Below are 19,202 nucleotides of genomic sequence, written 5' to 3' on the forward strand. Positions count from 1 at the left end.
GCACCGTGCCTCCCGTCCGCTGTCTGGCCTCGCTAGTCGGCGAGGATCTGCAGCAGGTCCTTGCGGAGCTGGTCAACCTTGGCCGTGGCGGCCTTGGTCTGCTCCTCGGTCGCGCTCGTCCGGTACATGTGCAGGACGCCCATGGTCTTCCGGAGCGCCTCGAAGAACTCGCGCTGCGAGTCCGGGAGGCCCGGCGTGGACTCCCACGCCGCGGCGATCTCGTCGGCCTTCGCCTCGGCCTCGGTCCTGCCGGCGTCGGTGAGCTCGAAGAGCGTCTTCCGGCCGTCGCCCGTGGAGACGACGAGGTCTTCGTCCACGAGCTGCTGGAGCGTCGGGTAGACCGAGCCGGGGCTCGGCTTCCAGGCGCCGCCGGTGCGCTCGGCGATCGTCTTGATGATCGCGTAACCGTTCTGCGGGCCCTCGGCCAGCAGGCCGAGGATCGCGAGGCGGACGTCGCCGCGGCGGCGGCGTTCCCGGCCGAAGCCGGGACCGCCGAACCCCGGGCCGAAGCCCGTGCCGAGGCCGAAGCCCCGACCGAAGCCCGGGCCGCCGAAGCCGCGTCCGTGGTCGTGGTCGCCACGGTCGCGGCCGGGGAAGCCGGCGCCGTGGTGCTGCCGCGCGCCGCCGAAGCGGGGCCCGCGGGGTCCGAAGCCGCGCTGGTCGCGTCGGCCGTGGTCGTGGTGGGTGTGGTCGTGGTCATCGATGGGGCGCATGATGACTCCTTTCAGCTGTCTGTTCGAAGTTGGCTCGCGATGTGTTCCGGATTGTTCCGGCACTGTCGCGATGCGTTAACGATAGATCGGTAACTATCGCTTTGTCAAGGGGTACTCCTGGCACGGCTCGCTGTCGGTGGCGCCGGGCAGGATGGGACGGACCATGACGGACGTGTTCGAGCGCTTCTCCCCCGCGACCGCGGAGTGGTTCCGCGGTGCCTTCGACGCACCGACGGCAGCGCAGGCCGGAGCCTGGGACGCGATCTCCACCGGGCAGCACGCGCTCGTCATCGCCCCGACGGGGTCCGGCAAGACGCTGGCCTCGTTCCTGTGGTCGATCGACCGGCTCATCAGCGCGTCCGACCGGCCGCCCGCGAAGCAGCGGACCCGGGTGCTCTACGTCTCACCGTTGAAGGCGCTCGGCGTCGACGTCGAGCGGAACCTCCGCAGCCCGCTCGTCGGCATCACGCAGACCGCCCGGCGGCTCGGGCTCGAACCGCCGGACGTCACGGTCGGGGTCCGGAGCGGCGACACCCCGTCGTCCGACCGGCAGCGGCTGCTCCGCCAGCCGCCGGACATCCTCATCACGACGCCCGAGTCGCTGTACCTCATGCTCACGTCGCAGGCACGCGAGACCCTCGTCAACGTCGACACCGTCATCGTCGACGAGGTGCACGCGGTCGCGTCGACGAAGCGCGGCGCGCACCTGGCCGTGTCGCTCGAGCGCCTCGACGACCTGCTCGAGAAGCCCGTGCAGCGCATCGGCCTGTCCGCCACAGTGCGGCCACCGGAAGAGGTCGCTCGGTTCCTCGGCGGCCGGGCACCCGTCACGATCATCGCGCCGCCCGCGCAGAAGACCTTCGACCTCCGCGTGGTCGTGCCGGTCGACGACATGGCCGAGCTCGGTGCGCCCCCGGTCGGCGCCGATGCCTCCGACGCGCCGTCGAACGGGTCGATCTGGCCGCACGTCGAAGAACGTGTCGTCGACCTGATCGAGGAACACCGATCGACCATCGTGTTCGCGAACTCCCGGCGGCTGGCCGAACGGCTGACCGCGCGGCTCAACGAGATCCACCAGGACCGCGTGCTCGCCGCGGCCGGCGACGGGATGCTCGTCCCGGCCGGGGCGTCCCCGGCAGACGACGGACTCCCGGCCGCCGGTCCCCGTGCCCAGTCCCCGGCCAGGCTCTCTGCGCACGCTCGGCCGCCGGCGCAGATGATCGGTGCGTCCGGACAGACCGGTGGCGGCGGATCCGAGGCCACGGTACCGGTGCTCGCCCGCGCGCACCACGGCTCCGTGTCGAAGGACCAGCGCGCCATCATCGAGGACGACCTGAAGTCCGGACGGCTCCGCTGCGTCGTCGCGACGAGTTCGCTCGAGCTCGGCATCGACATGGGCGAGGTCGACCTGGTCGTGCAGGTCGAGGCGCCGCCGTCCGTCGCGAGCGGTCTGCAGCGCGTCGGCCGCGCCGGACACCAGGTCGGCGAGATCTCCCGTGGCGTCCTGTTCCCGAAGCACCGCGCGGACCTGGTGAACAGCGCCGTGACCGTCGAGCGGATGGTCTCCGGGCAGATCGAGTCCATCGCGGTGCCCTCGAACCCGCTCGACGTGCTGGCGCAGCACACCGTGGCAGCCGGAGCGATCGACACCGTCGAAGTCGAGCACTGGTTCGACCTGGTGCGGCGGAGCGCCCCGTTCAGCGGTCTGCCCCGCTCCGCGTTCGAGGCGACGCTCGACCTGGTCACCGGACGCTACCCGAGCGACGAGTTCGCCGAGCTCCGACCGCGCCTGGTCTGGGACCGCGTGCACGGCACCCTGACGGGTCGTCCGGGTGCGCAACGGCTCGCCGTGACGAGCGGCGGGACCATCCCGGACCGTGGCATGTTCGGCGTCTTCATGGTCGGCGAGAAGGCCAGCCGCGTCGGTGAGCTCGACGAGGAGATGGTCTACGAGTCCCGCGTCGGGGACGTCTTCGCCCTCGGCGCCACGAGCTGGCGGATCGAGGAGATCACGCACGACCGGGTCATCGTCAGCCCGGTCTTCGGCCAACCGGGGCGGGTGCCGTTCTGGAAGGGCGACGGCATCGGCCGACCCGCCGAGCTCGGCCGCGCGACCGGGGCCTTCGTGCGCGAGGTCGAGGGCGCCTCCGACGAGGACGCCCGCGCCCGGGTGTCCGCCGGCGGGCTCGACGAGCGCGCCGTCACGAACCTGCTCACGTTCCTGCGCGACCAGCGTGCCGCGACCGGGCACGTGCCGAACGACACCACGCTCGTCATCGAGCGCTTCCGTGACGAGCTCGGGGACTGGCGGCTCATCCTGCACTCCCCGTACGGCATGCAGGTGCACGCGCCGTGGGCCCTCGCCGTGGCCGCTCGGCTCCGCGAACGCCACGGGATCGACGGCGACGCGATGGCGGCCGACGACGGCATCGTCGTCCGGATCCCGGAGACCGACGCCGAGCCGCCGGGGGCTGACCTGTTCGTCTTCGAGCGCGACGACCTCGAAGCCCTCGTCACCGACGAGGTCGGGGCCTCCGCCCTGTTCGCCGCGCGGTTCCGCGAGTGCGCGGCGCGCGCGCTCCTGCTGCCGCGCCGGAACCCGGGGCAGCGCTCGCCACTGTGGCAGCAGCGGCAGCGGGCCTCGCAGCTGCTCGAGGTCGCGCAGAAGTACCCGTCGTTCCCGATCGTGCTCGAGACCGTGCGTGAGGTCCTGCAGGACGTGTACGACGTGCCGTCGCTGCTCGGGATCGCGGACGACATCGCCGGTCGCCGCATCCGGCTCGTCGAGACCGAGACCGAGCAGCCGTCGCCGTTCGCCCGGTCGCTCCTGTTCGGGTACGTCGCGGCGTTCATGTACGAGGGCGACACCCCGCTCGCCGAACGACGAGCCGCCGCGCTGTCGCTGGACTCGACCCTGCTCGGCGAGCTGCTCGGCCGTGCCGAGCTCCGCGAACTGCTCGACCCGGCCGTCATCGCCGGGGTCGAGCGTGACCTGCAGCGCCTCTCGCCGGACCGCCGGGCGCGGGACGCCGAGGGCATCGTCGACGTGCTGCGGCTCGTCGGCGCGCTCGACCTCGACGAGGTCGTGGACCGGAGCTGGCTGGCCGAGGCCACCGACCGCGCCGAGGCCCTCGCAACGGTGCAGGGGTCGCTCACCGCCCTCGAACGCGACCGCCGGGTCCTCTCGTTCTCGCATGCCGGAGCCACCCGGTGGGCCGTCATCGAGGACGCTGCACGCCTCCGTGACGCCCTCGGCGTGCCGCTGCCGATCGGGGTGCCGACGGCCTTCATCGAGCCCGTCGCCGATCCGCTCGGCGACCTCATCGGCCGGTACGCCCGCTCGCACGGGCCGTTCTCCGCGCAGGACGCCGCCGGGCGCCTGGGGCTCGGCATCGCCGTCGTGCAGGACACGCTGCGCCGACTCGTGGCCGACCGGCGCGTGGTCGAGGGCGAGTTCCGCCCCGACCGACAGGGCGCAGAGTGGTGCGACTCCGAGGTCCTCCGTCGGATCCGCACGAAGTCGCTCGCGGCGCTCCGGCACGAGGTCGAGCCGGTCTCGCCCGACACCCTCGCCCGGTTCCTGCCGGCGTGGCAGCACGTGCAGACCCCGGGGACCCGTGGTGGACTCCGTGGCGTCGACGGTGTGCTGCAGGTGATCGACCAGCTCGCCGGCGTCGCGCTGCCCGCCAGTTCGTGGGAGACCCTCGTGCTGCCCGCCCGGGTGACCGACTACGCACCGAGCATGCTCGACGAGCTCACCGCGACGGGCGAGGTCCTCTGGTCCGGCGGCGGCACGCTGCCCGGCAACGACGGCTGGGTCCGCCTGCACCTCGCCGACACGTCCCCGACCACGCTGGCCGAACCCGCGGGTGACGACACCACCGAGCTCCAGCGCGACGTCCTCACGGCCCTGGCCGGCGGCGGCGCGTACTTCTTCCGGCAGCTCGGGCAGGCTGTGGGCAGCACCGACGACCAGGCGTTGACCACCGCCCTCTGGGACCTCGTCTGGGCCGGCCAGATCACGAACGACACCTTCGCGCCGCTGCGGGCGATGCTCGGCGGCAAGGCGAAGGGCACCAGTGCACCACGGGCACGGGCGTACCGCGGGCGTCGGCGTCCGACGATGCCGGCCCAAGCCGGTCCGCCGTCCGTCGGTGGCCGGTGGTCCCTGCTGCCCCTGGCCGAGTCCGACTCCACCGTCCGCGCTGCCGCCACCGCGGAACAGCTCCTCGAGCGGTACGGCGTGGTCACCCGCGGCGCCGTGCAGGTCGAGGGTGTCCGTGGCGGGTTCGCCGGGGTGTACCGCGTGCTCTCGCGGTTCGAGGAGTCCGGGCGGGCTCGCCGCGGGTACTTCATCGAGGGGCTCGGTGCTGCGCAGTTCGCGACCGGGCCCACGATCGACCGGCTCCGGACGTACGCGCGCGACCTCGACGACGACGAGCGCGCCGACCCCGACCGGAAGCGCGAGGCACTGACCCTCGCCGCCACCGACCCCGCGAACCCCTACGGAGCGTCGCTGCCGTGGCCGACCGGGGACACCGTCGAGGACGACGCCGATGCCCCTGAGGGCTCGACGAAGACCACGGGGCGTGGCCACCGTCCGGGGCGGAAGGCCGGCGCGCTCGTGACCACGGTCGACGGGAAGCTCGCGGTCTACGTCGAGCGCGGCGGCAAGTCGGTGCTCACCTTCACAGACGACCCGGCGGACCTGTCGGCAGCGGCGGCCTCCATCGCCGGGATCGTGCGGACCGGCCTGCGGAAGCTCGCGGTCGAGCGGGTGGACGGGGCGTTCGTGCTCGAGTCGCCGCTCGGCGCGGCGCTGCGCGAGGCAGGGTTCACCGCAACCCCGCAGGGACTGCGGCTCCGTGTGTGAGGCGAGCCGCGCCTCCAGGCCCGATCGCGACCACGCGCCGGAGGTGACCCGTGCCTGAGGGCGACACCGTCTACCGGGCCGCCCGTCGGCTGCACACCGCGCTGGCGGGGAAGGTGCTGACCCGGAGCGACTTCCGGGTGCCAGCGTTCGCGACACTCGACCTCGTCGGGCAGACGGTCGACGAGGTCGTCCCCCGCGGAAAGCACCTGCTGCACCACATCGGTGAGCTCACCGTGCACTCGCACCTGAAGATGGAGGGCCGGTGGGACGTCTACGGCCCGGACGACCGGTGGCGTCGGCCGGCGCACCAGGCCCGGGCGATCCTCGACGCCGACGACGTGTCGACGGTCGGGTTCGCCCTCGGTGTGCTCGAGGTCGTCCCGCGCGACCACGAGGACGAGGTCGTCGGGTACCTTGGCCCGGACCTGCTCGGCCCGGACTGGGACGCCGACCTCGCGCTGGACAACCTCACCCGTGACCCGACGCGACCGATCGGGCTGGCGCTCCTCGACCAGCGCGTGCTCGCCGGCCTCGGCAACGTCTACCGGAACGAACTCTGCTTCCTGCGCGGGGTGCTGCCGACGCGTCCGGTGAGCGAGACCCGCGACCCCGCACGGACCATCGCACTGGCGAGCAAGCTGATCCTGGCCAACCGCGACCGCAGCGCGCGCGTGACGACCGGGGTCGACCGCCCGGGCCGACGCTTCTGGGTCTACGGCCGGGCCGGCAAGCCGTGCCTGCGGTGCGGCACACCGATCCGGTACGGCGAACTCGGCGAGTCCGACCTCACGCTGCGCGACACGTACTGGTGCCCGCGCTGCCAGACCTGAACGGTCCGCCCGCGATCAACGGTCGGAGGCCTCGACGACGCAGCTCTCCACCTGCTGCGCGAGCTCCGAGTCCGCGCTGAAGGAGCTCGGAGCGGGCGAGACCGAGCTGGACTCGTCGGCGGTGGCGTCCTTCGCCGTCTGGTTCACCGCGTAGAGCGGGCCGTCGAAGTCGTCGGCGGTCGGGTCGTCGGTGGACGCCCAGATCGTGACCTCGTCGTCGTTCGGGTCGTTGCTGTCCTCGGGCACGATCGTCGCGCCGAGGTACCAGCCGCCGTCGCCCTTCTGGATGTTCGCGAACTCGGCCTTGTCGTGCGTGCCGACCGCCTTGTCGATCAGGTCGACGGCGGCGCTCGAGGCGACGTCGCACTGCGCGGACTGCGACTTCTCCTCCGACCCGGGGACCTTGCCGACCGGGTTCGGGTTCTGGGCGCCGCCGGGGTCGCAGGCGGTGAGCAGCAGGGCGATGGCGGCGGCGCCGAGCAGCGCCGTGGCGGTCTTCGCTCGCGTGGACATGCCCAGGACGGTAGGCGAGCCCCGGTGAGCGCCGTCCCAGACGAGCCACGGCGCGCGCTGCATTCGGGCGGCCGGTCCGGCCAGCGCCGCCGGGCCGCCGGGGCGGGGGCCGGGCGGCCGGGGTCGGGGGTCGGCCGGGGGCAGGGCCGGGCCGGGCCAGGGTTCGGGGGCCGCGGGCCCTGGCCCGTCTGCCTGTCAGCCGGCCGCGCGTGCCGCCACCGGGCGGCGTCGGAGGGTGGCGTCGAGGACGGCCGGCGGGTTGTACTGCTGGTCGAGCCGACCGACGTCGGACCCCGGCGGGACGATCTGGTCGATCCGGTCGAGCACCTCGTCCGGGAGCGTGACGTCGACACCCTCGAGCAGGTCGTCGAGCTGCTCGATCGAGCGCGGGCCGATCAGGGCACTGGTCACGCCGGGGTGGGCGATCGCGAACGCCATGGCGAGGTGGGTCATCCGGATGCCGGTCTCCTCGGACAGGGCGACGACCTGCTCCACCGCGTCGATGCGGCGCTCGTCCTGGTTGTGGCGGAACATGCCGACGCGGGCGAGGTCGCTGTCCTGCCCCTTCCGGAAGCGGCCGGTGAGCAGGCCACCGGCGAGGGGGCTCCAGACCAGGGCACCCATGCCGTACCGCTCGACGACCGGGAGGACCTCGCGTTCGATGCCCCGGTTGAGGATCGAGTACGTGGGCTGTTCCGTCCGGAATCGTTCGAGGCCCCGGCGCTCGGACGTCCACTGCGCCTCGACCTGCATCGACGCGGGGAAGTCCGAGCTGCCGATCGCCCGCACCTTGCCGCTGCGGACCAGGTCGGTGAGGGCCGAGAGGGTCTCCTCGAGGTCGACGGTGTCGTCCGGGCGGTGCGCCTGGTACAGGTCGATGTGGTCGGTCTGCAGGCGGCGGAGCGAGTCCTCGACGGCGGTCGTGATCCAGCGGCGGGAGTTGCCGCGGCGGTTCGGGTCGTCGCCCATCGGGCCGTTGAACTTCGTCGCGAGGACGACGTCGTCACGGCGCCCCTTCAGGGCCTTGCCGAGCAGCGCCTCGGAACCGCCCTGCGAGTAGCGGTCGGCGGTGTCGATGAGGTTGATGCCGGCGTCGAGGGCGCGGTGGACGATGCGGATGGAGTCCTGTTCGTCGCCGTTGCCGATGCTGCCGTCGGTGCCGAGCATCATGGCGCCGAGGGCGAACGGGCTGACCTGGATGCCGGTTCGGCCGAGGGTGCGGTAGTGCATGGGAATGCCTCCTGTCGATAGCGTCCTGGTCCGCGGTGTCGTATCGTGGTCCGAAGTGGAACGCCCTTCCGGAACTATACGGAACGTCTTTCCGTTTCCGCAACCCCGGATGTGCGCCCGCGCCGTCCCGACCCAGGAGGACCCGTGCGCGCCGACGCCCGTCGCAACCTCGACGCCCTGACCGACGCCGCGAAGGCCGTCTTCGCCACCGACGGCGTCGACGCCCCCGCGAAGGTCATCGCCGACCGGGCCGGGGTCGGGGTCGGCACGCTCTACCGGCACTTCCCCCAGCGGTCCGACCTGGTCGTCGCGGTGTTCCGGAACGCGGTCGAGGCCTGCGCCGACGCCGCCGACGACCTCGCCGCCGCCCTCGCCCCCGACGAGGCACTCGCGCAGTGGCTGCAGCGCTTCACCGACTTCGTCGCAACCAAGCGCGGGCTGGCCGCCGCGCTGCACTCCGGGGACCCGGCGTTCGAAGCGCTGCCCGACTACTTCATCGGGCGGCTCGGCGACGCGCTCGGAGGGCTGCTCGCCGCCGCGGCGGCCGCAGGGACGATCCGGCCCGACATCGACGCCCCGCAGCTCCTGCGCGCCGTGGGCGACCTGTGCCACGGGGCGCAGTCGGCGGAGCAGAGCCAGCTCATGGTCGGGCTGCTGGTCGACGGGTTGCGGTACCGGGCCACGGCTTGACCAGCGGGCCGGCGTTCGCGGCAGGCTCACGCGCGGCGGGCTCGCGCGCGGCAGGCTCACGCGCGGCAGGCTCGCGCGCGGCAGGCTCGCGCGCGGCAGGCTCGCGCGCGGTGGGCTTGCGCGGCGCGTCGGTGCTGGCGTTCAGCGCGCCGGGTGGAGCCGCTCCGCCGCGACGGCCCGTACGGCCTCGGTGACCCGCTCGAGCAGCGGCGACGCCAGGTTCCACCGCTGCCACCACAGGGCGACGTCCGCCCGGCGCCCCGGCGTGAGCTCGACGAGGGTGCCACGGTCGAGCGCCTCGAGGCACTGCGCCTCCGGCAGCATCCCCCACCCGAAGCCGAGCGACACCGCACGGGCGAAGTCCGCCGAGGTCGGGACGAAGTGCCGCGGGCCGGACGGAGCGTGCCCGAGCACGCGACGGAGGTAGCCCTGCTGCAGGTCGTCGGCGCGGTCGTAGTCCACGAGGGGCACCCGGTCGAGCTGCCCGAGCATCCGCCGCTCCGTGTCGACCCCGGACAGGTAGCGTGCGACGAACGCCGGCGACGCCACGGCCCGGTACCGGTCGACGCCGAGCGGGACCGACGAGCAGCCCTGCACCGGGTCGGCCTCGGCGGTGACGGCGGCCATCACCGTGCCCGCACGCAGGAGTTCGGCGGTGCGGTCCTGGTCCTCACGGTGCAGGTCGAACACCACCTCGGTGTCGGCACGGACCAGCGCCAGCGCATCGAGGAACCACGTGCCGAGCGAATCGGCGTTCACCGCGAGCGGGATCGACGGCACCAGCGAGTCCCCGCCGCCGAGCGCGCGGGAGGTCTCCTCGTCGAGCAGCTGCGCCTGCCGCGCGTGGCGCAGGACGACCTCGCCGTCCGCCGTCGGCCGCACCGGCGTCGTCCGCTGCAGCAGGACCCGACCGAGCTGTTGCTCCATCGACTTGATCCGCTGCGACACGGCCGACGGGGTGATCGCCAGGGCCTTGGCCGCCGCGTCGAGCGTGCCGTGGTCGACCGCGGCCAGGAGGGTCTCGAGGTGTTCACGCTGCAACCGGACCATGCAGCGCAGCTTACGCAGCATCAGGAACGTGAGCTGTACTGCATGCCGCTCCGGCCCTAGCGTCGGACCGTGACCGTGCTCCTCCCCCTGCTCTCCGGCCTCGGCACCGGACTCGCCCTGATCGTCGCCATCGGCGTGCAGAACACGTACCTGCTCCGGCTCGCGGTGAGCGCGCGGCTCCGGGTCGTCGCCGCGGCCGTCGTGGTGTGCGCCGTGTCGGACGCCGTGCTCATCGTGGCCGGGGTGCTCGGTGTCGGGGCGGTGGTCGAACGGTTCCCGGTGGCGCTCGTCGTGGTCCGGTTCGTGGGGGCGGCGTTCCTCGTGACCTACGGCGTGCTTGCAGCGCGTCGGGCGCTCCGACCGTCGGGTGACGCGATCCGGGTGGAGGAGGAAGCGCCGGACGACGGGGTCGCCGTGGTCGCACCCGCTGGTGGGCATCGCGCCCCCGCACCCGCGGGTGCGACGTTCGTGGCGGGGCGCGACAGCGGGACGGAACCGGACACCCGCGCGGCCAGCGCGACCGCCCCCGCAGCGAGCGCCGCGGAACCGGAGACCTGCGCGGGCGGGGTGACGGGGCGGGCGCGCACCGTGCCTCCAGGCCGGCAGCAGGAGGTGACCATGCGCGCGGCGGTGGCCACCATGCTCGTCTTCACGTGGGCGAACCCGCACGTCTACCTGGACACCCTGGTGTTCCTCGGGTCCGTCGCGAACCAGCAGGGCGTCGACGACCGCTGGGCCTGGACGATCGGCGCGGTGGCGGCGAGCTGCCTGTGGTTCGCCGGCGTCGGGTTCGGCGGGCGGTTGCTCCGGCCGCTGTTCGCGAAGCCGCTGACCTGGCGCGTGTTCGACGGGCTGGTCGCGCTCGTGATGCTCGGCTTCGGCGCCGCGCTCGTGCTGGGCGCTTAGGCGCGGAGGCGCTGACGTCGAACCACGAATCCGACGTCGAACCGCCCTGCTGGACTGGTTCGATGTCGGATTCGTGATTCGTCAGCGCGCGCAGCGCGCACCGCCTGGCCGCGCCCCGCTACTGCAGGCCCTTGCCCACCCGACTGTTCCGGCGGCTGTACCCGAAGTAGATCGCGAAGCCGATGACGAGCCAGACGACGAAGCGGAGCCAGGTCTCGACCTCGAGGTTCAGCATCAGCCAGAAGCACAGCACGGCCGACACGATCGGCAGCACCGGCGACCACGGCACCCGGAAGGCCCGCGGCGCGTCGGGCCGCGAACGACGCAGCACGACGATGCCGATCGACACCAGCACGAACGCCGACAGCGTCCCGATGTTGATCATGCCCTCGAGCTTGTCGACCGCGGTGAACCCGGCCAGCAGCGCCACAACGACACCGGCGACGACCTGCACGCGCACCGGGGTCTGCGTCTTCGGGTTCGTCTGCGAGAACCAGCGGGGCAGCAGGCCGTCGCGGCTCATCGAGAAGACGATGCGGGACAGGCCGAGCAGGAGCACCATGACGACCGTGGTCAGGCCGATCAGGGAACCGATCGCGATGATGCCGGCCGCCCAGGGCAGCCCGACGATGTCGAAGGCCGAGGCGAGGGACGGCGCGTCCTCTTCCGCCAGGCGCTGGTACGAGACCATGCCGGTGATGACGATGCTGACGCCGACGTAGAGCAGGGTCACGATGCCGAGGCCGATGAAGATGCCGCGGGGCAGGGTCTTCTGGGGGTTCTCGGTCTCCTCGGCGCTGGTCGCGACGACGTCGAAGCCGATGAAGGCGAAGAACACCAGCGACGCCGCGGCGAGCAGGCCGAAGACGCCGTACTGCGCGGGCTCGGCCCCGGTGAACCAGGACACGAGCGACTGGGTCCAGACGCTGCCCTCGGCGCCCTTCGTCGGCTCGGCCGGCGGGATGAACGGTGTGAAGTTCGCGGCCTTCACGAAGAAGGCACCGGCGACGATGACGAAGACGACGATCGCGACCTTGATGATCGTGATGACCGCCGACACCCGCGAGGACAGGCGGGTGCCGAAGGCCAGCAGCACCGTGAAGATGCCGACGATCAGGACCGGACCCCACGTGAAGGGGATCGGGCCGAGCTGGATCGTGTCGGGCAGGTCGACGCCGAAGACGCCGAACGCGGTGCTGAGGTAGATCCCCCAGTACTTCGCGATCACGGCGCTGGCGGTCAGGGTCTCGAGGATCAGGTCCCACCCGACGATCCAGGCCAGCAGTTCACCCATGGTCGCGTAGGTGAAGGTGTACGCGGAGCCGGCGACGGGGATCGTCGACGCGAACTCGGCGTAGCACATGATGGCCAGGCCGCACGTGACGGCGGCGAGCAGGAACGAGACGATGACGCCCGGCCCGGCGAAGTTCGCGGCGGCGTTCGCACCGACCGAGAAGATGCCGGCACCGACCGCGACCGCGATGCCCATCGCGGCGATGTCGAAGGTGCGGAGCGACCGCTTGAGCGAGCGCCCCTGCTCCTCGGAGTCGGCCAGTGAGGCCTCGATGGACTTGATGCGGAGCTTCGGTGCCATGGGGTGGTTCCCGTCATCGGCTGGCGGCGGACCACGCGAGGTTACTGGTGTACCAGCCCGGCACGCAAACAGCCGGGATGCACGGCGCGCGGTCGTCCGCGCGGTCGGTACCGGCCTGGAGGCACGGGTCGGCTCAGACGGACCGGCGCCAGTCCGACAGGAACCGGGCTCCGGCCTCGTCGTGGATCACGCCGTCGGGTGCGGTGAGCACCGGGTACGGCGTCGCCGGCACCCCGTCGGCGGGACGGACGTCCACGTGCGCCACGTCGTGGCCGTGGGCGTGCAACCAGTCGGCCATCGCGTAGTCGCTCCGGGAGTCGCCCATCGTGCGCCACGCCACCGGCAGCTCGCCGTCCTGCGCGAGGAGCTCGAGCGACCGCTCGGCCCCGAGGTCCTTGCCGCTCCGGTCCGACTCCACGTCGGTCGAGATGATCGTCGGGTCGATGCGCCACTGCACGGCACCGTCGGCGTCCGGGCGGACGTCGTCGAGGCGGCGGACCCCGAGGCCGCGGCGCTGAAGGGCCGCCATCGCCTTCGCGTCGAACTCCGGCTGCCGCGCGAGGTAGGTCGCGTTCGGCACCTCGACGCGCTGCTCGATCGACACCATGGCGCGCTTCGTCTCGTCGAAGAACACCAGGTCCGCGTACTCGTCACGCACCAGCTCGCGCATCTCGTCCGCGTAGTCACGGGGCAGCGCGAGGTCCTCGGCAACGGTGAGCTCACCCATCCCGCCCTCGTACTGCGGGCCGATCGAGCACCAGACAGCGCCCTTCTCGCAGACGGCGTGCACGCGACCACCGGCGGCGAGACCCCCGGCCAGCAGCGGCCCCACGACTTCGCTCCGGATGAAGGCGTCGCTGCGCCCGGTGTTGAAGACGACGGGGATGCCCTCGGCGGCGAGCGCCACGAGGTCCTCGACGATGCTCTGGATCGCGATGGTGCGCGAGACGGGGCTGGCGATGGGTCCGTCGACGTCGAGCAGGAGGCCGAGGCGAGGTGCGTTCACCCCACCATCCTGTCAGCCCCGCGCAGACCCCCGTGCGACGGCTCGTGCGGCTGCTCGTGCCGTGAAGCGGTCGAGCAGGATGCCGATCGCCTCAGGCTCGGGGACGTGCCCCTGGCCCGGCAGTTCGGCGTACTCCGAACCCGGCACGGCCTCGACCACGGCGCGGCCGGCCCGACGCATCCACTCCACGCTCTCGGTGCCCGCGGTGACGAGCACGGGGACCCCGACCGCCGCGGCCACCCGGTCGGGCACCGCCAGCTGGTTGAGCACCCGGACGTCGCGGCTGAGCACGTGCGCGTCGGTGACCAGGGAGCGCCAGAGTGCTCCCTTGAGCCGGAGCGCGGTGATCTGCCCCATCGGGACGCCGAGCACCTGCGCGAGGAAGGCCCGGACGGCCTGCGCCCGGCGGCCGGCGGCGACGTGCTCGTCGAGGGCGTCGGCGAACGCGACGTCGTCGGCGTGCGGGTCGACCGTGGCACGGTAGGGCGGTTCGTGGAGGACGGCGGCGTCGATCGGCACGCCGCCGGCGAGGCCGTGCAGCACGACCCCCGCACCGACGCACATGCCGAGTGCGGTGACCGGCCCGTCCACGTCGGCCACGACCGCGGCGAGGTCCTCGACCTCACGGTCGATCGTCCACTGCCCGGCGTCGCCGCTCGCACCCCGGCCGCGGCGGTCGTACGTGATGACGCGGTAACGGTCGCGGAGCTCGGCGGTCAGCCGCTCCACGTACGGGGTGCCGTGGTGGTCGAAGGCCCCGCCGACGACGACGAGCGCAGGACCGGTCCCCCCGTCCGAGACGGCGAGCACCGTCCCGTCCGCGGAGACGACCGTGCGGTCGACGTGCTGGTCCATGGGTTCCCTCGGAGTCGGTGCGACCGCGCGGCATCGCAGGCTGCGTCGGGTCCATCGGGAACGGTCCTGGCGGGTCGGTCTCCTGAGCATGACAGCCGGGGGGACCCGCGTCGACACCCGCAACCAGGGGGAGACCGGCGGGTCGTCGGTCAGCGGTCCCGGTAGACCTCTCGTCGGTGTCCGGCGCGCACGACGACCACCACGAGTCGGCCGTCGTCGATCAGGTAGATCACCCGGTAGTCACCGACGCGCACACGCCACTCGGGGCTGTTGACGAGCCTGCGCGCCGCGGGCGGACGTGGCTCTTCGGCGAGGATCGCCAGCACGCCCTCCACCAGCCGTCTGGCGTTCGGCGGGAGCTTCCGGATCGCCCGGCCAGCGCTGGGCTCGAACTCGATCTCGTAGCTCATTCCATCCCGAGTTCGCGCTTGAGGTCCTCCCACTTGACGTTCTCGCCGCCGATGCGTTCACTCTCGATCCGTGCTTCCTCGACGGCCTTCAGGTCGTCGAGGTCCTCCGCAGCCTCGAGCAAGCGTTCGAGGACGTCCGCGTCCACCACGGCCGCGACCCGCTTGTTCCGCCGCGTGAGCCAGACCGGCTCGTGACGGGCGTCGTCGATGATCGACGCCAGTCGGCTTCGTGCTTCCGAGATCGACACTTCGCTCACCTGTACATTCTAGAGCGTTTTGTACAACTCAGACGAGTGCCGTGGTGCCGACCGACTCCCGCTCCAGGAGCGACCGCTTGACGTCGAACCCCCAGGCGAAGCCCCCGAGCGTGCCGTCGGTCCGGAGCACCCGGTGACACGGCACGAACAGGGCCGGGGCGTTCCGGGCGCACACGCTCGCGGCGGCACGGACGGCGTCCGGTCGGCCCATCGCGGCGGCGAACTCGGTGTACGTGAGCACCCCGCCCGCCGGGATCAGCCGCAGCTGCCGCCACCCCTCGGTGAACAGGTCCGTGCCGAACTGCCGGACGGGCACCTGCATCGCGTGCTCGACCTCGCCCGCGTAGAAGGCGTCGACGGCGTCGGCCGAGGTCACCCGTCCCTCGGTGATGCGATCCGGGCGGTGCTTGTCCGCGATGCGCCCGAGGATGCGCTCGACGTCGTTCGTCCACCCGGAGGCGAGGACACGACCTTCGGCGTCCTCGAGCACGGTGAAGGGTCCGTCTGGGGTGTCCAGGGTCTGGATGGTCGCGTCGGTCATCGTTCTTCCTTCCGGAGGGCAGCTGGGGCACTGGCGGCGCGTGCGGTGGCACCCGCCGCGACGGCGCGATCGATGATCGGCCGCCAGCAGTGCATGGTCAGGTAGCTCCGCCACGGCGCCACCTGCTCAGACCATAGGGAGAGCTCGCGCGCCGTTCCGGGCAGACCGAGTTCCTGTGCACCGTTGCGGACGGCGAGGTCGCTGTGGAGGAACACGTCCGGGTGGTGTCGTACCCGGAGCGCCACGTAGTCGGCGGTCCAGGGTCCGATGCCCTTCACTGCGAGGAGCCCGGCGCGGAGGTCGTCGAGCGACTGCCCGCCGTCGACGACGAGCGAGCCGTCGGCGAGCGCCGTGGCGACGCGGATGATCGTGTCGACCCGGGCCGCCGGTCCACGCAGGACCTCGCGGCCGCGCTCGGCGATCGTCGCCGCGTCCGGGAACAGCCGCCCGCCGTCGACCAGCGCTGCCGACACCGGTGCGCCGAGGGCGGCGACGAGCCGGCTCTGCGCGGTGCGGGCCGCCGCGACCGACACCTGCTGGCCGATCAGCGTGCGGAACACGATCTCGTGCGGGTCCACGGCGCCGGGGAGCCGGATACCGGGCACCCGCGCGACGACGCCGGACAAGGCGGGGACCGCACCGAGCACCGCGTCGACGGCGACCGGGTCGGCGTCGAGGTCGAAGAAGGCCCGCATCCGCGCGACGAGCGTCGGCAGGTCGGTCAGGTCCGAGACCCGGACGCGCAGGTCGATCCCTACGCCCCGGCCGGCCGCGTCGGGGACGGCGGCCGACGCGCTGACGTGGGCCGCGCCTCCAGGCAGGTCGAGCAGCCGCCCGTACGACGTGACCCGCCCCGTCGCGTCGAGGTCCACCTGCTCCAGCCCGGGCAAGGCGTGCAGCGCGTGCCAGTCGAGCAGTCCCTGCACGTCGAACGGCGCGCGCGCCGGCAGGTGCACGTGCAGGGCGCCGTCGGCGACCGGCTGCAGCGTGCGTCGGGAGCGGAGCTCGGACGGGGTGACGGCGAAGACCTCGCGCACGGTGTCGTTGAACTGGCGCACGCTCGCGAACCCGGCGGCGAACGCGACGTCCGCGATGGGCAGGTCCGACGAGGTCAGCAGGGTCCGCGCGGTCTGCGCGCGGTGCGCCCGGCTGAGCGCCTTCGGTCCGGCGCCGAGCTCCGCGGTGAGGATGCGGTTCAGCTGCCGTTCCGAGTACCCGACGCGTGCCGCGAGTCCGGGGACGCCGTCCCGTTCGACGACGCCGTCGAGGACGAGCCGCATGGCGCGGCCGGCGACGTCCTCGCGCAGGTCCCACTCCGGGCTGCCGGGCGTCGCCTCGGGCAGGCACCGCTTGCAGGCGCGGAAGCCGGCGAGGTGCGCCGCGGCGCTCGTCCGGTAGAAGGTGACACCCGTGACCTTCGGCGTGCGGGCCGGGCAGCTCGGCCGGCAGTAGATGCCGGTGGAGTGCACCGCGGTGACGAACTGGCCGTCGAAGCGGGCGTCGCGGGAGGCGACGGCGCGGTGCCGTTCGGCGTGCAGCGCGTCGTGCTCCGCTGCGGTGTCCAGGGTGCTCATGGGCACAGCCTGGCACGCGCCACCGACGCACCACTGGCGGGAATCGGACAGGGCAGTGCGGCGCGCGTCGGCCGCCGGTGCGGCTCGGGCGACGGCCTGGAGGCACGGCTAGCGTGGCCTGCGTGACCCCCGTGGACGACGTGGCCGGCCCCGGCGACCTGCCCTTCCGGACGGACGTCGAGATCGCGCTGCTCCTGGTGTCCCGGCGGCACCGCTACGAGGGCCGACCGGCGGACGGTGCGCTGCCCGTGCGGCCGTCGGACCCCGACGAGCTGCGGGACCGGGTCGAACTGCGGGCCGGGCTCGGGATCGTCGGCGACCGGTACTTCGGCTCACGGGCTCACGTGCACGCCTCGGTCACCGTGATCGCGCTCGAGTCGCTCGAAGCCGTGGGTGAGGCGCTCGGCGTGACGGTGGACCCGGCGGCCACCCGGCGGAACGTGTTCCTGCGCGGGGCCGACGTCGAGGCGTTGCGCGGCGAGCCGTTCTCACTGGAGAGCCCCGGTGCGGGCGGTCCCGTCCGGTTCGGCGGGTACCGGGCGGCGAACCCGTGCGCGTGGATGGACCACGAGGTCGCGCCGGGGGCCTTCCGGGCGATGCGCGGGCGGGGCGGCGTGCGGTGCGACCCGGAGTCCGACGGCGTGCTCGCCCTCGGCCCCGCGGTGCTCCGCACGGCTCGCCCCGTCGCACTCGGCTGACTCGTCTGACTCGTCTGACTCGTCTGACTCGTCGTTCCGCAAAACGCAACGGCGGCGGTTCCTCGCAGCGAGATACCGCTGCGAGGAACCGCCGGAGTTGCGTTTTGCGGGCCTGCGGCGCCGGCGGGGCCGGGGCGGGGCCGCGCCGGGCGTCAGGCCGTCAGGGCCCGCTCGATCGCGTCGACGAACGCCGGCAGGTCGTCCGGTGTGCGGGAGGTGATGACGCCGCCGTCGACCTGGACCTCCTGGTCGACCCACTCGGCGCCGGCGTTCCGCACGTCGGTCTGCAGCGACGGGTAGGACGTGATCGTCTTCCCCGGCAGGACCCCGGCCTCGACGAGGGTCCAGGGGCCGTGGCAGATCGCCGCGACGGGCTTGCCGGCCTGGGCGAAGGCCTGCACGAGCGACACCGCCTGCTGGTCGGTGCGGAGGTTGTCGGCGTTGATCGTGCCGCCGGGCACCACGAGCGCGTCGAAGCCGGTCACGTTCACACCGGCGATCGTCGTGTCGGGATCGAGGGTCTTCCCCGGGTCCTTGTCACCGACGAGGGTCTGGATCGCGTCGGTCTGCTGCGCCGCCACCGTCACCGAGGCCCCGCGTTCGCGGAGCTGCTCGACCGGGACGACGATCTCGTCCTGCTCCACGCCGTAGTTCGTCGCGATGACGAGGACGTTCTTGCCGTCGAGGGCTGCCATGGTCGCTCCTTCCGCGGCCCGGTCGTTCCGGCCGCACGACCAGGGTTCTCCGGACGGGCTGAGCACGCGTGGAGGGGCCCGCGGGTCCTGGACAGCGCGCTGCTCAGCCGCGGATGCGGAACGCCGTTCCCTCGGGCTCGACCGCGATGCCGTCGTACGAGGTGACCCGGTAGAGGCCCGCAGTGGACTCGGCCTCGAGCGGACCGACCACGACCGTGGTGGCCCCGGAGGCGATGGCCGCCTCGAGCCCGGCGGGCGCGTCCTCGAACGCGACGCAGTCGGCGGCGTCGACCCCGAGCAGCGCGGCTCCGCGCAGGTACCCGTCCGGGTGCGGCTTGCCGTGCTCGACGTCCTCGGAGGGCACGAACGCCGTCGGCATCGAGAGCCCTGCGGCCGCCATCCGGCCCACGGCCAGGTCCCGCGGGGCACTGGTGACGAGGGCGACCGGGACGCCAGCGCCGAGGAGCCGTTCGACGAAGGCGGCGGCACCCGGGATCTCGAAAATTCCCTCGGTGCTGGCGCTCTCCTCGTCCACCAGGGACTGGGCGACGCGCAGCTGCTCGTCGAGGTCGAGGTCGGGCAGGAACCGCTGCACGGTGCTGATCGCCTGACGCCCGTGCGAGAACGCGAGGATCTCGTCCGGATCGATGCCGTGCCGCTGCCCGAAGCGCGTCCAGGTGGCCTCGACCACCGCGATCGAGTCGACGAGCGTCCCGTCCATGTCGAAGAGGACCCCGGACGCCACGATGTCGATCACGCAGGCGACC

General features: G+C 72.9%; 18 protein-coding genes. 5 read left to right on the top strand and 13 right to left on the bottom strand.

The annotated features are described in order from the left end of the window. Window positions 1–32: 32 nt before the first annotated feature. Window positions 33–713 (bottom strand): PadR family transcriptional regulator, encoded by a 681-nt coding sequence (locus BIU96_RS01995; protein WP_071290940.1) that lies wholly within the window; start codon window positions 711–713, stop codon window positions 33–35. 163 nt (window positions 714–876) lie between these two features. On the opposite strand from BIU96_RS01995, the gene BIU96_RS02000 reads away from it, so the two are divergent. Together BIU96_RS02000 and BIU96_RS02005 are read left to right on the top strand one after the other, a co-directional pair. Further along, a complete protein-coding gene (locus BIU96_RS02000; protein ID WP_071290941.1) occupies window positions 877–5,586 on the top strand; it encodes an ATP-dependent helicase in 4,710 nt (1,569 codons plus the stop codon). Window positions 5,587–5,636: 50 nt separating this feature from the next. After that, window positions 5,637–6,416, top strand: a complete 780-nt coding sequence (locus BIU96_RS02005; RefSeq protein WP_071290942.1) for an Fpg/Nei family DNA glycosylase — start codon at window positions 5,637–5,639, stop codon at window positions 6,414–6,416. A gap of 15 nt (window positions 6,417–6,431) precedes the next feature. On the opposite strand, the gene BIU96_RS02010 is transcribed toward BIU96_RS02005, so the two are convergent. Continuing rightward, complete coding sequence (locus BIU96_RS02010; protein ID WP_071290943.1) at window positions 6,432–6,929, bottom strand: hypothetical protein; 498 nt, start codon at window positions 6,927–6,929, stop codon at window positions 6,432–6,434. Window positions 6,930–7,124: 195 nt separating this feature from the next. Next, window positions 7,125–8,159, bottom strand: a complete 1,035-nt coding sequence (locus tag BIU96_RS02015) for an aldo/keto reductase (protein WP_071290944.1) — start codon at window positions 8,157–8,159, stop codon at window positions 7,125–7,127. Window positions 8,160–8,303: 144 nt separating this feature from the next. Between BIU96_RS02015 and BIU96_RS02020 the strand changes: the two genes are divergently transcribed. Then, the gene (locus BIU96_RS02020) at window positions 8,304–8,849 is read left to right on the top strand and encodes a TetR/AcrR family transcriptional regulator (RefSeq protein ID WP_071290945.1); all 546 of its coding nucleotides are present in this window, start codon (window positions 8,304–8,306) and stop codon (window positions 8,847–8,849) included. 141 nt (window positions 8,850–8,990) lie between these two features. Here the strand turns inward: BIU96_RS02020 and BIU96_RS02025 are convergent, their stop codons facing one another. Then, the gene (locus tag BIU96_RS02025) at window positions 8,991–9,899 is read right to left on the bottom strand and encodes a LysR family transcriptional regulator ArgP (protein WP_071290946.1); all 909 of its coding nucleotides are present in this window, start codon (window positions 9,897–9,899) and stop codon (window positions 8,991–8,993) included. 69 nt (window positions 9,900–9,968) lie between these two features. Here BIU96_RS02025 and BIU96_RS02030 point away from each other — a divergent pair, with 69 nt between their 5' ends. Continuing rightward, window positions 9,969–10,805 carry a LysE/ArgO family amino acid transporter gene (locus BIU96_RS02030; protein ID WP_071290947.1) on the top strand — a complete coding sequence of 279 codons (837 nt, stop codon included), beginning with the start codon at window positions 9,969–9,971 and terminating at the stop codon, window positions 10,803–10,805. A gap of 118 nt (window positions 10,806–10,923) precedes the next feature. On the opposite strand, the gene BIU96_RS02035 is transcribed toward BIU96_RS02030, so the two are convergent. The 7 genes from BIU96_RS02035 to BIU96_RS02065 form a co-directional block, all read right to left on the bottom strand. Next, entirely contained in the window at window positions 10,924–12,399 is a 1,476-nt protein-coding gene (locus BIU96_RS02035) for an APC family permease (RefSeq protein ID WP_071290948.1), read from the bottom strand. 133 nt (window positions 12,400–12,532) lie between these two features. Then, on the bottom strand, window positions 12,533–13,405 hold the full coding sequence (locus tag BIU96_RS02040) for a hypothetical protein (RefSeq protein WP_071290949.1): 873 nt from the start codon (window positions 13,403–13,405) through the stop codon (window positions 12,533–12,535). Window positions 13,406–13,417: 12 nt separating this feature from the next. After that, the gene (locus BIU96_RS02045) at window positions 13,418–14,260 is read right to left on the bottom strand and encodes an alpha/beta fold hydrolase (protein WP_071290950.1); all 843 of its coding nucleotides are present in this window, start codon (window positions 14,258–14,260) and stop codon (window positions 13,418–13,420) included. A 149-nt stretch (window positions 14,261–14,409) separates the two neighbouring features. Next, entirely contained in the window at window positions 14,410–14,670 is a 261-nt protein-coding gene (locus BIU96_RS02050; protein WP_071290951.1) for a type II toxin-antitoxin system RelE/ParE family toxin, read from the bottom strand. Beyond that, complete coding sequence (locus BIU96_RS02055) at window positions 14,667–14,927, bottom strand: type II toxin-antitoxin system Phd/YefM family antitoxin (protein WP_071290952.1); 261 nt, start codon at window positions 14,925–14,927, stop codon at window positions 14,667–14,669. Before BIU96_RS02055 ends, BIU96_RS02050 begins: the two co-directional genes overlap by 4 nt. A gap of 28 nt (window positions 14,928–14,955) precedes the next feature. After that, a complete protein-coding gene (locus tag BIU96_RS02060) occupies window positions 14,956–15,468 on the bottom strand; it encodes a methylated-DNA--[protein]-cysteine S-methyltransferase (RefSeq protein ID WP_071290953.1) in 513 nt (170 codons plus the stop codon). Continuing rightward, window positions 15,465–17,042 carry a DNA-3-methyladenine glycosylase 2 family protein gene (locus BIU96_RS02065; protein ID WP_071290954.1) on the bottom strand — a complete coding sequence of 526 codons (1,578 nt, stop codon included), beginning with the start codon at window positions 17,040–17,042 and terminating at the stop codon, window positions 15,465–15,467. The genes BIU96_RS02060 and BIU96_RS02065 overlap by 4 nt, the downstream gene beginning before the upstream one ends. Window positions 17,043–17,164: 122 nt before the next feature. Here BIU96_RS02065 and BIU96_RS02070 point away from each other — a divergent pair, with 122 nt between their 5' ends. Then, the gene (locus BIU96_RS02070) at window positions 17,165–17,740 is read left to right on the top strand and encodes a molybdenum cofactor biosysynthesis protein (protein ID WP_254785904.1); all 576 of its coding nucleotides are present in this window, start codon (window positions 17,165–17,167) and stop codon (window positions 17,738–17,740) included. Between the two features lie 152 nt (window positions 17,741–17,892). Here BIU96_RS02070 and BIU96_RS02075 read toward each other — a convergent pair whose 3' ends face one another. Continuing rightward, window positions 17,893–18,435, bottom strand: coding sequence for a type 1 glutamine amidotransferase domain-containing protein (locus BIU96_RS02075; RefSeq protein ID WP_071290955.1), 543 nt, complete (start codon window positions 18,433–18,435; stop codon window positions 17,893–17,895). A 103-nt stretch (window positions 18,436–18,538) separates the two neighbouring features. Beyond that, the gene (locus BIU96_RS02080; RefSeq protein ID WP_071290956.1) at window positions 18,539–19,192 is read right to left on the bottom strand and encodes an HAD-IA family hydrolase; all 654 of its coding nucleotides are present in this window, start codon (window positions 19,190–19,192) and stop codon (window positions 18,539–18,541) included. Window positions 19,193–19,202: the final 10 nt, after the last annotated feature.

Origin of the sequence: Curtobacterium sp. MCBA15_008 (genome assembly GCF_001865065.1) — a bacterium.
Classification (GTDB): Bacteria; Actinomycetota; Actinomycetes; order Actinomycetales; family Microbacteriaceae; genus Curtobacterium.

Bases quoted from the DNA above. Each gene is read 5' to 3' on its own strand.
- BIU96_RS02050 (WP_071290951.1), bottom strand. From the start codon at position 14,670: ATGAGCTACGAGATCGAGTTCGAGCCCAGCGCTGGCCGGGCGATCCGG.
- BIU96_RS02035 (WP_071290948.1), bottom strand. From the start codon at position 12,399: ATGGCACCGAAGCTCCGCATCAAGTCCATCGAGGCCTCACTGGCCGAC.
- BIU96_RS02010 (WP_071290943.1), bottom strand. From the start codon at position 6,929: ATGTCCACGCGAGCGAAGACCGCCACGGCGCTGCTCGGCGCCGCCGCC.
- BIU96_RS02045 (WP_071290950.1), bottom strand. From the start codon at position 14,260: ATGGACCAGCACGTCGACCGCACGGTCGTCTCCGCGGACGGGACGGTG.
- BIU96_RS02075 (WP_071290955.1), bottom strand. From the start codon at position 18,435: ATGGCAGCCCTCGACGGCAAGAACGTCCTCGTCATCGCGACGAACTAC.
- BIU96_RS02065 (WP_071290954.1), bottom strand. From the start codon at position 17,042: ATGAGCACCCTGGACACCGCAGCGGAGCACGACGCGCTGCACGCCGAA.
- BIU96_RS02060 (WP_071290953.1), bottom strand. From the start codon at position 15,468: ATGACCGACGCGACCATCCAGACCCTGGACACCCCAGACGGACCCTTC.
- BIU96_RS02025 (WP_071290946.1), bottom strand. From the start codon at position 9,899: ATGGTCCGGTTGCAGCGTGAACACCTCGAGACCCTCCTGGCCGCGGTC.
- BIU96_RS02000 (WP_071290941.1), top strand. From the start codon at position 877: ATGACGGACGTGTTCGAGCGCTTCTCCCCCGCGACCGCGGAGTGGTTC.
- BIU96_RS01995 (WP_071290940.1), bottom strand. From the start codon at position 713: ATGCGCCCCATCGATGACCACGACCACACCCACCACGACCACGGCCGA.
- BIU96_RS02015 (WP_071290944.1), bottom strand. From the start codon at position 8,159: ATGCACTACCGCACCCTCGGCCGAACCGGCATCCAGGTCAGCCCGTTC.